The 12395-nt window shown below is 71.1% G+C and carries 11 protein-coding genes; 5 read left to right on the top strand and 6 right to left on the bottom strand.

What is annotated here, in order from left to right; all coding sequences use genetic code 11:
- The first annotated feature begins 87 nt into the window (after nucleotides 1-87).
- Complete coding sequence (locus Aco03nite_RS05335; RefSeq protein ID WP_203793622.1) at nucleotides 88-756, top strand: hypothetical protein; 669 nt, start codon at nucleotides 88-90, stop codon at nucleotides 754-756.
- An 8-nt stretch (nucleotides 757-764) separates the two neighbouring features.
- Here the strand turns inward: Aco03nite_RS05335 and Aco03nite_RS05330 are convergent, their stop codons facing one another.
- Nucleotides 765-1559: a TrmH family RNA methyltransferase gene (locus tag Aco03nite_RS05330; protein ID WP_203793621.1), complete on the bottom strand. Its 795-nt coding sequence runs from the start codon at nucleotides 1557-1559 to the stop codon at nucleotides 765-767.
- A 75-nt stretch (nucleotides 1560-1634) separates the two neighbouring features.
- Here Aco03nite_RS05330 and Aco03nite_RS05325 point away from each other — a divergent pair, with 75 nt between their 5' ends.
- A complete protein-coding gene (locus tag Aco03nite_RS05325) occupies nucleotides 1635-3251 on the top strand; it encodes an FAD-binding oxidoreductase (RefSeq protein ID WP_239144930.1) in 1617 nt (538 codons plus the stop codon).
- Between the two features lie 112 nt (nucleotides 3252-3363).
- On the opposite strand, the gene Aco03nite_RS05320 is transcribed toward Aco03nite_RS05325, so the two are convergent.
- From Aco03nite_RS05320 to Aco03nite_RS05305, 4 genes are all read right to left on the bottom strand, one after another.
- Entirely contained in the window at nucleotides 3364-3732 is a 369-nt protein-coding gene (locus tag Aco03nite_RS05320) for a cupin domain-containing protein (RefSeq protein WP_203793620.1), read from the bottom strand.
- 21 nt (nucleotides 3733-3753) lie between these two features.
- Complete coding sequence (locus tag Aco03nite_RS05315; protein ID WP_203793619.1) at nucleotides 3754-4893, bottom strand: mannosyltransferase family protein; 1140 nt, start codon at nucleotides 4891-4893, stop codon at nucleotides 3754-3756.
- Nucleotides 4881-5852 carry a glycosyltransferase family 2 protein gene (locus tag Aco03nite_RS05310; protein ID WP_307837629.1) on the bottom strand — a complete coding sequence of 324 codons (972 nt, stop codon included), beginning with the start codon at nucleotides 5850-5852 and terminating at the stop codon, nucleotides 4881-4883. The genes Aco03nite_RS05315 and Aco03nite_RS05310 overlap by 13 nt, the downstream gene beginning before the upstream one ends.
- Before the next feature lie 142 nt (nucleotides 5853-5994).
- Nucleotides 5995-7290, bottom strand: coding sequence for a MurL-like N-terminal domain-containing (locus Aco03nite_RS05305; protein ID WP_203793716.1), 1296 nt, complete (start codon nucleotides 7288-7290; stop codon nucleotides 5995-5997).
- A 143-nt stretch (nucleotides 7291-7433) separates the two neighbouring features.
- Between Aco03nite_RS05305 and murD the strand changes: the two genes are divergently transcribed.
- Entirely contained in the window at nucleotides 7434-8783 is a 1350-nt protein-coding gene (gene murD, locus Aco03nite_RS05300; RefSeq protein WP_203793618.1) for a UDP-N-acetylmuramoyl-L-alanine--D-glutamate ligase, read from the top strand.
- Nucleotides 8784-8805: 22 nt separating this feature from the next.
- On the opposite strand, the gene Aco03nite_RS05295 is transcribed toward murD, so the two are convergent.
- On the bottom strand, nucleotides 8806-9513 hold the full coding sequence (locus Aco03nite_RS05295) for a hypothetical protein (RefSeq protein WP_203793617.1): 708 nt from the start codon (nucleotides 9511-9513) through the stop codon (nucleotides 8806-8808).
- Nucleotides 9514-10017: 504 nt separating this feature from the next.
- On the opposite strand from Aco03nite_RS05295, the gene Aco03nite_RS05290 reads away from it, so the two are divergent.
- Both Aco03nite_RS05290 and Aco03nite_RS05285 read left to right on the top strand, forming a co-directional pair.
- Entirely contained in the window at nucleotides 10018-10995 is a 978-nt protein-coding gene (locus tag Aco03nite_RS05290; protein ID WP_203793616.1) for a MurR/RpiR family transcriptional regulator, read from the top strand.
- A gap of 36 nt (nucleotides 10996-11031) precedes the next feature.
- Nucleotides 11032-12345 (top strand): extracellular solute-binding protein, encoded by a 1314-nt coding sequence (locus Aco03nite_RS05285; protein ID WP_203793614.1) that lies wholly within the window; start codon nucleotides 11032-11034, stop codon nucleotides 12343-12345.
- Nucleotides 12346-12395 lie beyond the last annotated feature (50 nt).

The following is a 12395-nucleotide window of genomic DNA, read 5'->3' as shown; positions in this document are numbered from 1 at the left end:
CGGCAGGGCATTTGGCATGCTCGCAGCAGGATTCCGACCGGTGCCCCCGGCCGCTCGGCTTGTTGCCCCTGCCAGTGAGGCGGAACCATGAGCATCAGCCATCGTCAGACGGCGAGTGGGCGGCCCCTTCGGGTCGCCCCCGCCTGGGTCGGCGCGCCGGCCCAGGCCGAGCCGGACGGCCACCTACTGCCGGTGCGGGACGCCGTCTGGATCTGGTCGGTCCGGATCTACGCCCGGCTCGCCCTGTGGGCGCTTCCGGCCGCGGCGGTGCTCTACGGCTGGCTCACCCTCGGTGTGGAGAGCCCGCCCGGCCCGCTCGTCGTCGGGCTGCTCGCCGGATGGCTCGCGATGGTCGCCCTGATCGCGCTGGCCGGGCTGCTCGCCGGATCCCGGACCCGGCGGTGCGCCCTGGCCGGGCTGCTGATCACCCTGGCCGGCGCGACGATGCTGGTGCCGCTGGCCGCCATGCCGGAGGAGGTCCTGGTGGCGACCACCCCGATCGCCGGCGGGCGGACCGCGGAGCTGCTCACCGCCGCCGCCGTCATCTCCGGCACCGGGCTGCTGCTGCTCGGCTGGGCGGTCTTCCGGTCCAAGCTGGTCAACCCGGCGGACGGGGTGCTGCTGATGCTCGCCGCGATCGCGATGGGCGCCGGGACCGTCGCCGACTCGCCGGTGCCCACCGTGGGGGCGCTGCTGCTGCTCGCCGCCGGGATGGGGCTGGCCTGGACCGGTGGGCGGCTGGTGCCCCGCTCCTGACCCGCTGCTCAGCGGCCGATCTCGTAGAAGGCGAGCGCCCCGGCGGTCGCCACGTTCAGCGAGTCGACACCGTTGTGCATCGGGATCACCACCCGGGCGTCGGCGGCGTCCATCGCGGCCCCGGTCAGCCCCGGGCCCTCGGCGCCGAGCAGCAGGGCCGGGCGTTCGCGCTGCTGCGGGGTCAGCGAACCGATCGGGATCGCGCCCTCGCCCGGGGTCAGCGCCAGTAGGGTGAAGCCGGCCTCGCGGATCGCCGTCAGGGTGCCCGGCCAGTCGTCGGACTTCGCGTACGGGATGGCGAACACCTCGCCCATGCTGACCCGGACCGCCCGGCGGTAGAGGGGGTCGGCGCAGGTGGGGGAGAGCACCACGGCGTCGATGCCGAGGGCGGCGGCGGAGCGGAACAGGGCGCCGAGGTTGGTGTGGGTGTTGAGTCCTTCGAGCACCGCGATCCGCGTCGCATTCCCCAGCATTTCCGACATATCCGGAATTTCGCGACGGTGGAACGACGCCAGGACGCCGCGGTGCACGTGAAAACCGGTGATCGACTCCAAAACTTCCTGATTTGCCGCATAAATCGGGCAATATGCTGGTAGGTCGGTCAACTGCGCGACCCGCTTCTCGTCCACCAGAGCCGACCGCATCCGGTACCCCGCCCGCAACGCCCGGGAGATCACCAACTCGCCCTCGGCGATGAACAGCCCGTTCGGCGGCTCCCATCGGGTCCGCAGTTCCACGTCGGTGAGGGCCCGGTAGTCGCCGATCCGCGGATCGTCCGGGCTGGTGATGGTCTGAGCAGGCACACCGGCATTCTGCCGGGTCACGATTTCCGCCGTCGCGGCGAGCCGCCGGTGGCTAGGGTCGAGGAGGGGGTGTCCGTGTCCGACCCGCATCTTCTCGCCCTGCTGCGAGCCATCCGGCTGCGGCAGAGCGCACCCGACGCCGCTGCCGCAGGCGAGGCCGACACCGCCGCGGCGCTCTCCGAGATCGCCCGGAAGAAGAAGGACGCGCAGGTGGCCGATCACACCCCGGCATCCGATTCCGGCACCCCGCCGTACTTCAGCAAGCACCGGGCGCCGGAGAAACCGGCCGGCGAGTCGGCGAGCCTGCTCTGGCGCGGGGATCCGAGCGCGGTCATGGGCCGGTCGAATCTGCGGGCCGCCCGCGGTGGCATCCCGCCGATCGGCGGCATCACCCCGTCCGGCCCGACCACTCCGGTGCCACCGATCCCCGGTCTGGAGGGCCCGCGCCCGCCCGAGCCGTCGGGCATGGACTTCCCGCCGCAGATCCCGCAGCGCTCGTTCCCGACCCGCCGCCCCAAGGCCGGCACCGGCCCGCTGCGGCACGCCGCCGGCCGGGACGGCATGGATCCGGCCGACGACGCCGCGCTCCGCGACACCCAGCGCAACCTGAGCACCAGCATCACCTTCGCCGGCGGTGTCGACGACGTCGCCGAACGACTGTGGGAGGCCCTGCATCAGGCGCAGCCCGCGTTGCTCTCGTCACTGCCCGGCAGCGCGGCGACCCAGCGCGGCGACCTGGCCCGTGCCCTGACCTGGCTGGTCCACCACCTGGCCGACCCGCCGGCGCTGGTCAACGGCTGTGCCCGGCTGGGCGCGGTGCTCGCCGAATGCGGCCTGCAGTGGAACCGGCTGCAGCTGGTCGGCGCGGCTCTGGCCGAGGCGACCCGGGCCGGGATGCCGCCCGGTTCCTGGCGGCAGGACTTCGACCAGGCGTGGCGCTGGGCGTGGCAGCACACCTACGAGTGGATCGTGCACGGCGGCACGCTGGTGGCGTACCAGCCGACGATCTGGGACGTCGAGGTGGTCACGCACGAGCAGCGCCGCGAGGACCTGGCCGTGCTGACGTTGCGCACGTTCCTGCCGACCCCGTTCCGCCCCGGCCAGTACGCCCGCTTCGAGGTCCCCGGCGTCCCCGGCGTCTGGCGGCCGTACTCACTGGCCGGCGCCCCGCACCGGGACGAGCGCATCGAGCTGCACGTCCGCGCGAAATCCGGGTCCGGCGTGAGCGGCGCCCTGGTCCACCGGATCCGGCCCGGAGCCCGCCTGCGGATGACGAAGCCGGAGGGCGACATGGGCCTGCCGGACGCCCCCGGCCGAGGCATCCTGATGATCGCCGGCGACACCGGGGTGGCCCCGATGAAGGCGATCCTCACCGAGCTGGCGGCCCTGGGCGACGCCCGCCCCGCGGTGCTGTTCTGGGGTGTCCGCGACCTGACCGAGCTCTACGACATCGAGGCTCTCACCGAGCTGGTGGCCAGGATCCCCGGCGCGACGGTGATCCCGGTGGTGGCCGACGGCCCGTCCGGCCCGTACATGTCCGGCCCGGTCACCGACGCGATCGCCGCTTACGGCGACTGGTCCCGCCACGAGATCTACCTGGCCGGCCCGCCCCTGATGCTGGCGAAGACCACAGCGTCCCTGTCACGCCTGGGCATCAAACAGGATCAACTGCATCACGACCCACCCGAATGACCTTTTCTCGTACGCCCGACGGCCCGACAACCGCAGGCGGCCCGCCCTGTCGGTCCCCCGCGAGGCCGGCGCGACTCACGGCCGACCCGCGCCCGCCGGGCGGATGCGGTGGTCACTCCAGCGGCACCGCGTACCCGGGGATCGACGGCCACCGAACCGTGAGCACCGTCGACTCCTCGGCCGCGAACCAGGAGTGGTCCACCCCGCGCGGCCACACCACGTAGTCGCCCTGCTTGTCGAGCACCACGGTCCGCTCCGGGAACTCCATGTGGAAGCACCCGCTGATCAGCACCAGCAGTGCGGTCCGGTCCTCCCCGCGAACCCACTCGGCCCGCCGATCCCCTTTCGGATGCCGCCCCCACTTGATCTCCACATCGGCACTGTGCCGAGGATCTCCGGCCGGCTTGAAGTGCCCGAGAAGCCACCCCCGATCCGCAAGAGCGTCCGGATCGGCGTTACCCACATAGATCTCCACACCCATGCCGCGAGACGCTACCGCCCGTCAGGCGACCAGGAAGGTGCCGGTCATGAAGACGGCGAGCAGGGCCGCGTGCAGGGAGACACCGAGCACCAGGACGGTGCGGTCCCAGCGCGGGTCGGCGCCGATCCGGGCCAGGAGCAGCAGGATCGCGACCGCCTCCATGCAGTAGCGGGCCGCCGACTGCATCGAGCGGCCACCCACCTCCGTCGACATCAGCATCAGCAGGGTGATCGCGCCCTGGACCACCAGGTACATCTGGTCGCGCCGGAACTTCCACGGGCCGACCACGCACAGGACCAGCAGCACCACCGCGACCAGGGTGGTGCCGGCGTCGATCAGGGTGCCGAGGGTGGCCGGGTGCAGCGGGCCCTGGACCTGCTGGACGGCGGTGAGCCACGCGCCGCCGGGAAACGTGTAGCGCCGCCCCCACTGGTCCTGGGCGATGCTGAACGCCAGCGGGCTGCCCAGTTCGATCATGCAGTAGACGGCGTACGCGATCACACCGAGCGGGACCAGCGCGATGCCGAGCACGTCGGCTCGCAGGCGGCGGAGGGTCCAGCCGGTCTGGCGCAGGTATTCGACGGCCAGCGGCAGCATCAGCAGCAGCCCGAACAGCCGGGTCGCCGAGGACAGCGCGCCGAGGGCGCCGGCCAGCCACCAGTGCCCGCGGCGCCCGGCGTACAGGGCGCCGACGGCGAGCAGCAGGAACAGCGACTCGTTGTAGCCGATGAACAGGAAGAACCCCATCGGGAACGCGGCCAGATACCAGGCCGAGCGCTGGGCGACCGCCTCGCCGAACTCGTGGGCGGCCAGCCGGTGCAGCACGGCCAGGGCCCCGAACGCGGCCGCGTTGGCGACCACCAGCGCCGCGCCGATGCCGCCGCCGAGCAGGTGGATGAGCAGCGGATAGAGCGGGAAGAACGCCGGGAAGCCGGGGCCGATCCCGTACCCGCTCTCGGCGATCCGTACGTAGTGCCCGGCGTCCCAGTTGTTCCAGCCCAGCAGCACCGCGTCCAGCCCGGCGCCGCGCTTGGTGAACGCGCTGACGGCCAGGTGCAGGACGGTGAAGACACCCCAGACGACGCCCGCGGCCCGCAAGGACGAGAACCACTGACCCTTTTCCGGTACGACGGCCGCCGGCGCGGTGATCAGAGCTTGCACAGGTCCGCCTCCGACGCCGAGTCGTACGCCACCACGAACGCCGGCCGCGCCTGCAACGTGGTGAAGATCCGGGCCACGTACTCGCCGAGCAGTCCGAGGCAGAGCAGTTGCAGGGCGCCGAGGAACCCGACGGCCACGATCATCGACGTCCACCCGGGCACCACGTCGCCGCGGATCCAGGCCACCAGCCCGGCGACGGCCAGCACCGTGGACAGCACGATCCCGCCCAGGCCGAGCCATGTCGCCACCCGCAGCGGCGCGGCGGAGAACCCGACGACACTGTCCAGGGCGAGCCGGATCATCTTGGCGAGCGGATACTTCGACTGCCCGGCCGCCCGTACCGCCCGGGTGTAGGTGATCTCCCCGCTCGGCAGCCCCAGCCAGGGCACCAGCAACCGGTAGACCGGCTGGTGTTCGGGCAGGGCGGTGAGCGCGTCCACGGCGGTACGGCTGAGCAGCCGGAAGTCGCCGGCGTTGTGCGGGACCTCGGTGCCGACGATCCGCCGGATCAGCCGGTAGTACAGCCCGGCGGTCCCGCGTTTGAACGGGGTGTCGGTGCTGCGGTCGGCCCGCACCCCGTGCACCACGTCCAGGTTCGCGCTCTCGGCGAGGCGCAGCATGTCGCCGATCACCTCGGGCGGGTCCTGCAGATCGACGTCGATGCTGACCACGTACTCGCCGCCGGCCCGGTGCAGTCCGGCGGCGAGCGCGTTCTGGTGCCCGCTGTTGCTGCGCAGCCGCACGGTGCGCAGCTGTGGCCACTGCCGCCGGAGCGACTCCAGCACGACCGGGGTGGCGTCCCGGCTGCCGTCGTCGACGGCGAGCACCTCGTAGCTGACGTGCAGGCCGTCGAGCACGGGCCGGATCCGTTCGGCGAACAGCGGCAGCACGTCCTGCTCGTTGTAAACCGGAACGACGACGGTAAGTCGCGGCATCGGGAACCCCCTCAAGGTCGTCACCGCAGCGATGTTGGCGGGACCTGAGCAGGCGGACGGCCGTCTCGCACCGGGCCTGGCACGTTCACGGGAGGTTCACAGAAACCACACAGAGTCACATGTCTCACTTCTGGTGAGAATGCAACCCGCGGGGTGCCGGGGCCGGTCAGGCAGTGGCGGTCGCCTCGTCGAGCAGTTTCCGGTACCCGGCCGGGATGTGGTGCGGACCGCCCGGCGTGAAGACGTTCGAGTGCGACGCGTCGGCCCACGCCGAGTCCGGCACCGCCGCCCGCAACGCCACCAGGACCGGTGCGTCGTCGGTCAGCAGGGCGAGGGCCACCAGACACTCCTCGGCCTCGCCGACACACTCGAACGGCTTGTGTGCGTCCACCCCGAGCAGTTCCAGGAAGCCGGGGATCTGCTTCTCGTCGGTGAACAGGTCGACGCCGAAGATGTGCGCGAGTCGTTCCCGGGGCATGTGCGGGGCCATCGCCAGGAAGACGAAACGGCACTTCGGGCAGTCACCGCACCAGCGCGCCGTCGGGTCGTGCAGCTTGAACGCCTGGTTACAACTGGTGACCACGTCGTCGTACGCTGTGTGACCGGCGAACAGTTGCGCGATGTGCAGCTCGGACAGCGGGCGCAGCAGCGAGAAGTACGGGTCGGTCAGCCCCGCGTACGCCGCCACGGCATCCCGCAGCAGCCCCTCCGCCTCGACGCCCTTGGACCACTGGTGGTTGACCTCGTGACCGTTCCAGATCAGGTTCGGGTCGGAGGCGGACCGCTCGTTCGACATCACCACCGGGCCCAGCCCGTGCCACACCGCGGTGGCGATCGCGATCAGCGAGTTGATCGCGGTGACCGGGATGTGCCCGTTCAGCGCGCCCTGCTTGTTCAGCTCGAACAGCACCGGGTCCAGCTTGCGGCGGGCGGCCAGCGCGGTCAGGCCGGAGGCGGCGTTCACACTCTCGATCACGTGGTTCGGGTTGACCGAGAACGGCACCGGGTCCAGCCCCGCGGCCCGCAGGATCTCCAGGGTGACGATCGAGTCCTTGCCACCGCCGACCGCGGACAGCGGCCGGCCGCCCTGGTGCGCGGCCGGAGCGGCGGCCGGGACCGCACCGGGCGTCTCCACGGTGAGTTCGAGCACGTGCGGGAGCTTGTTGCGGTACGCGTACTCCGCCATGCCCTTGGTGTAGACCGCGGTCAGGAAGTCGACGGCCGCGCGGGGCAGCGGTTTCGGGGTGACCACCCGGGCCGGCGCGCCGACCTTGAAGTAGCTGACGCCGGCCACCACGTGCAGCAGGTCCAGGACCCGGTGCAGCGTGTCCGGCACCTGCGGGCCGGCGGGCACCGGCAGCGTGATCGTCTCGGTGAAGCGCAGCGGCGACGGACCGTCCAGCAGATAGTCGAACGCCGCCACCCCCGTCGCCGGATCGAACGTGTACGAGGGGAAGCGCATGACGTCGAACTGCACCCGGAAACTCCTGTCATAAGGCCGACGGGCAATATTAGGCCCTGTGTGCCGGACCCCGCGGGAGCGCGGCGAGGTCCGGCACACAGGGCCTAGTTCGTCTGGAGTTCGATGGACCCGAGGAGATCACGGTGCGGCTGGCAGACCTGCGCGGCAAGTCGGTGGCGGTCTGGGGGACCGGGCGCGAGGGGCGGGCCGCGGTGGCGGCGATCGCCCGGCACGAGCCGTCCCGCCTGATCGTGGTCGAGGACAGCGCCAACTACCTGTCGGTGGAGTGGACCGGGGAGCTGGCCGCGCTGGCGCCGCTGGCCGGTGGCGAGCACGCGCACGCGGCCCTGGTCAGCGCGGACGTGGTGGTGCGCTCGCCGGGTGTGCCGTCCACCCATCCGTACGTCAGGGAGCTGCGCGAGCGGGGCATCCCGGTGACCGGCGGCAGCGCGCTGTGGATGGCCGACAACGCCGCCCGCACCGTCGGGGTCACCGGCAGCAAGGGCAAGTCGACCACGTCCAGCCTGATCAGCCACCTGCTGACCGCGGTCGGGCGGCCCAACGCGTACGGCGGGAACATCGGGGTGCCGCTGCTGGACATGCCCGAGGCCGAGCTGTACGTGCTGGAGCTCTCCAGCTACCAGTGCGCCGACCTGACCGATTCGCCGCGGGTGGCGGTGGTCACGTCGCTCTTCCCCGAGCACCTGGACGCGCACGGCGGCGAGCGTGAGTACTACCGCGACAAACTGAACATCCTGCGGTACGGACCGGAAATGATCGTGGTCAACGGCGGCGACGAGCGACTCCGCGCCGAGCTGGGTGACGCCGTCGACGCCTCCGGAAACCCACCGGTCCTTTCCGGTACGGGTACCGAGTACCGCATCGAGGACGGCTGGGTCCGGGGCCGTGACCAGCGGCTGTTCCCGCGGGACGCCCTGGTGCTCAAGGGCCGGCACAACGAGAGCAACCTGTGTGTGGCGCTGACCGTCCTCGACGGCATGGGCGTCGACGTCCCCGGACAGCGCGACGTGATCGAGGCGGCGGTGCGGTCGTTCACCGGTCTGCCGCACCGGCTGACCGAGATCCAGGACCCGTCCGGCCTGACGTTCGTGGACGACACCCTGTCGACGTCCCCGTACGCGGCGATGCACGCCGTCGAGGCGTACGAGAACCGGCCACTCACCGTGCTGGTCGGCGGCACCGACCGCGGTCTCGACTACTCTCCGCTACGGGATTTCCTGGCCGCCCGGGAACTCACCGTGATCGGCCTGCCGGACAGTGGCCCGCGCATCCTGGAGACCCTGTCCGGTCTGCCCGGAGTCCGCACCGAGCCCGCCGAGGACCTGGACGACGCCGTCCGCCTGGCCCGCAGGATCACCCCGGTCGGCGGCGTGGTCCTGCTCTCCCCGGCGGCCCCGAGCTACGGCCGTTTCCGCAACTTCGAGCACCGTTCCGAGGCGTTCGCCCAGTCGATCCGGGACTCCGCCTCCTGACCTGAGGCCCGGAGCCCCCGGGTCAGCGGGTGGGCCCGGTCCGGGGAGCACCCGGCCGGGGCTGCGCGCTGGACCGGGACGGGCTGCCGGGCTTGGCGGTACCCGCGGGCCGAGGTGTGCCGCCGGCCTGGGGTGTGCTGCCGGGCCGGGGTGTGCCGGTCCGGGTCTCGATGAGGGTCGCGGACTCGTCGTCGGTCACGGCGATCAGGTTCCGGGTCGTGGTGGTGGCCGTCTGGCGCAGGGTCCGGACGGTGTCGCCCTGTGCCGGGTCCGGGCAGGGGCCGCCCACCTCGAACGGCGCGGTCGTGCTGGAGATCGCCGCCTTGGCGCCGCTGAGCCGGAAACCGGTCAGCACCCGCTTCGGGCCGTGCTCGGCGGTGGCCGTCAGGAACTCCTTCATGGCCTGCTGCGCGCGGTTCGCGGTGAACGGGGCCGCTCCGGCGCGGCACGTCACCGACCAGATCTCCTCGATGTACATCCCCTCCTGGAACTCGATCTCCGCGACCTTGCGGGTGAGCCGCCCGGCCTTCCAGCCGAAGCCCTTGATCAGGTCCGCGCTGCCGACGAACCCGATGCCGGTGTCGAAGTCGTAGGTGACGGTCGCCGCGGCCGGCCCGGTGCCGCTGAGGCCTCCGGCGAGCACCGCCCCGGCGAGGACGAGGGCCGTCCGGGCCACGGCGGAGGTGTGGACGGCGCGGGGGCACGGGGTGGGGAGGGGAAGCTGTCGCATGCCGTTTGATGCTTCCCACGGGACGGGGCTGAATCTCGCCAAAGGGGCGAATTCCCCCGACCGGTGACCGCCGCATCCGCCCGGCGGGTGCGGGTCGGTCTCGGGGCGCGCCCGGCCGGGCAGGTGGCCACGGCCGGGTGTGGCTGCGGTTGTGGAGGGTCTCGGCGTACCCGGAAATTTTTTTGATCTTGTTTCGTAAGTGACGGAGAGGTTTCGGCGCGTCACAAATCCTGACCGAAAGTACGACCTCGTGTGGGCTGAACGGACTACGGCGACCACCTGAACGTACCGGCAGAAATCATCCTCAAATCGGACATGTGATGGCGGCCACGTCGTAACACACATTTACGGATCGATGGTCGTCATCCGTGCCGCCGGAAACATCCGTTCATTCGCGCTGGTCGGGTAACGGTTTGAAAACTTCCTTCACAACCTTGACAGGGACACCCGTTTAGTAAGAACTTTTACCGCGACAGTAAACAGTCCTTCCTGAAAGGGTGTCCGATGGTTGAGCCGGAGATGGACGGCATCGCGGGGCCCGCGGTCGCCGACTCGCCGGTGCGCGGCGTCCTGATGAGGAACACCAACGAGGCCTGGGCCGGCAGCGCACCCGCCGACGGCGTGCTCGCCCGGGTCCGCACCCTGCTGCCGGACTTCACCGGCGCACTGCAGCGGGTCGCCGAGCAGGTGCTCGCCGATCCGGCCGCCGCCTCCCGGGCCACCATCGTGGAGCTCGCCGAGCGCAGCGGCACCTCGCCGGCGACGATCACCCGGTTCTGCCGGGCGGTCGGCTTCGACGGCTACGCGGACCTCCGCCTCGGCATCGCGGCGGAGACCGGCCGGGCCCGCTCGGCCGGCTGGACCGTGGACATCGGCCGCGAGATCCAGCCGAACGACCCCCTGGAGCGGGTCCTCGGCCAGATCATGGCGGCCGACACCCGGGCCATGCACGACACCGCCACCCTGCTGGACCTGGGCGAGGTGGAGCGGGCCGCGGTGGCGATCGCCGCCGCGCCGCGGGTGAACATCTTCGGCGCCAGCGGAAGCGCGCTGGTCGGCGAGGAGATGCAGTTCAGTCTGCACCGCATCGGCATTCCGGTGTGGGCCTGGGCCGACGTGCACAACGGCCTGGCCAGCGCCGCGTTGTCGAGGTCCGGCGACGTCGCGCTCGGTGTCTCGCACAGCGGTGACACCCGCGAGACGATCGAGCTGCTCGCCGAGGCGAGCAGCCGGGGCGCCACCACGATCGCGCTCACCAGCTTCCCCCGATCCCCGCTGGCCGAGTTGGCGGACATCGTCCTGCTCACCGCCACCCAGGCGACGACCTTCCGCCCGGACGCGCTCAGCGCCCGGCACCCCCAGCTGGTCGTTCTCGACCTGCTGTACGTCGCCGTCGCGCAACGCACCCACGAACGTTCGCACGCCGCGTTCCAGCGCACCGCGCAAGCGGTGCACGGGCACAAGGCCGCGAAGGACAGCTGAACCCCCTCAATGCAGATAGATCCCTCGGGAGGAAATGTGAAGCGCAAGATCGCGGTCGCGGCGGCGCTCGCCGCGTCACTGCTCGGTGTGGCCGCGTGCAGCGGCGGGGGCACCGACGAGGGCGCCACCTCGGCCACCGGCAAGGTGGACGGCGCCGGCAAGACGATCAAGGTCTGGCTGATGGTGGACGCCGAGACGAGCTGGAAGGACGTCGTCGACGACGCCTCGAAGCGGTTCACCGAGGCCACCGGCGCGCAGGTCAACGTGGAGTACCAGCAGTGGGCGAACCACCTGACCAAGCTGGACGCCACCCTGGCCGGCTCGGACGTGCCGGACGTGGTGGAGCTGGGCAACACCGAGTTCTCCAAGTACGTCTTCTCCGGCGGGTTCGCCGAGCTGAACAAGGGCGACTTCGAGAACTCCGACACCTGGCTGTCCGGTCTGTCCGGCGCCTGTGAGTCCGAGGGCAAGGTCTACTGCGTGCCCTACTACGCCGGCGCCCGCGTGATGATCTACCGCACCGACCTGTTCGACAAGGCCGGGATCAAGGAAGCCCCGAAGACGTACACCGACTTCCTCGCAGCCCTCGACAAGGTGCAGACCGGCAACGCCGCGGACAAGAAGTTCAGCGCGCTCTACATGCCGGGCCAGTACTGGTACGCCGCGATGTCCTGGGTCAAGTCGACCGGTGGCGAGATCGCCAAGCAGGACGGCGACAAGTGGGTCGGCCAGCTCTCCAGCCCGCAGTCGCAGGAGGGTCTGCAGCGCTGGGTCGACATGACCAAGAAGTACTCGAAGGCCGACCCGACCAAGAACGAGAACGAGCAGGCCGGCATCGTCGCGCAGGGCTCGGCCGGCGCCTTCTACGGCAACGGCTGGGAGCAGGGTGTCGCCGAGGAGACCCGCAAGGACCCGAACGACCCGAACTCCGCGCTGGTCCCCACCAAGATCAAGGGCAAGCTGGCCGCCGCCCCGCTGCCCGAGGTGCCGTCGTTCCTCGGTGGCTCGAACCTCGGCGTGACGGCGAAGAGCGCCAACAAGGAGCTCGCCGCCCAGTGGGTCAAGTACTTCACCGACAGCAAGTCGATGGAGGGCCTGGTCAAGGCCAGCGCGCTGCCGAACGCCTCGTCGCTGATGGACAAGGCCGCCGCCGACAACCCGAAGCTCGCCCCGGCCGCCCTGTCGGCGAAGAACAGCTGGTTCCCGCCGAACGCCGAGAAGTGGGCCGACGTGGAGAAGGCCAGCATCCTGCAGACCATGCTGACGGACATCCTGACCGGTAAGAAGACGGTGGCCGACGGCGCCAAGTGGGCGGACGAGCAGATCGCCGCCACGCTCAACGAGGCCTGACGACGCCCGGGTGCCGCCTTTGCGAGGAGGCGGCACCCCGCACTGGAGGA

Origin of the sequence: Actinoplanes couchii (genome assembly GCF_016862075.1) — a bacterium.
Lineage (GTDB): Bacteria > Actinomycetota > Actinomycetes > Mycobacteriales > Micromonosporaceae > Actinoplanes > Actinoplanes couchii.
This window is presented reverse-complemented; position numbering and strand designations above follow the sequence as displayed.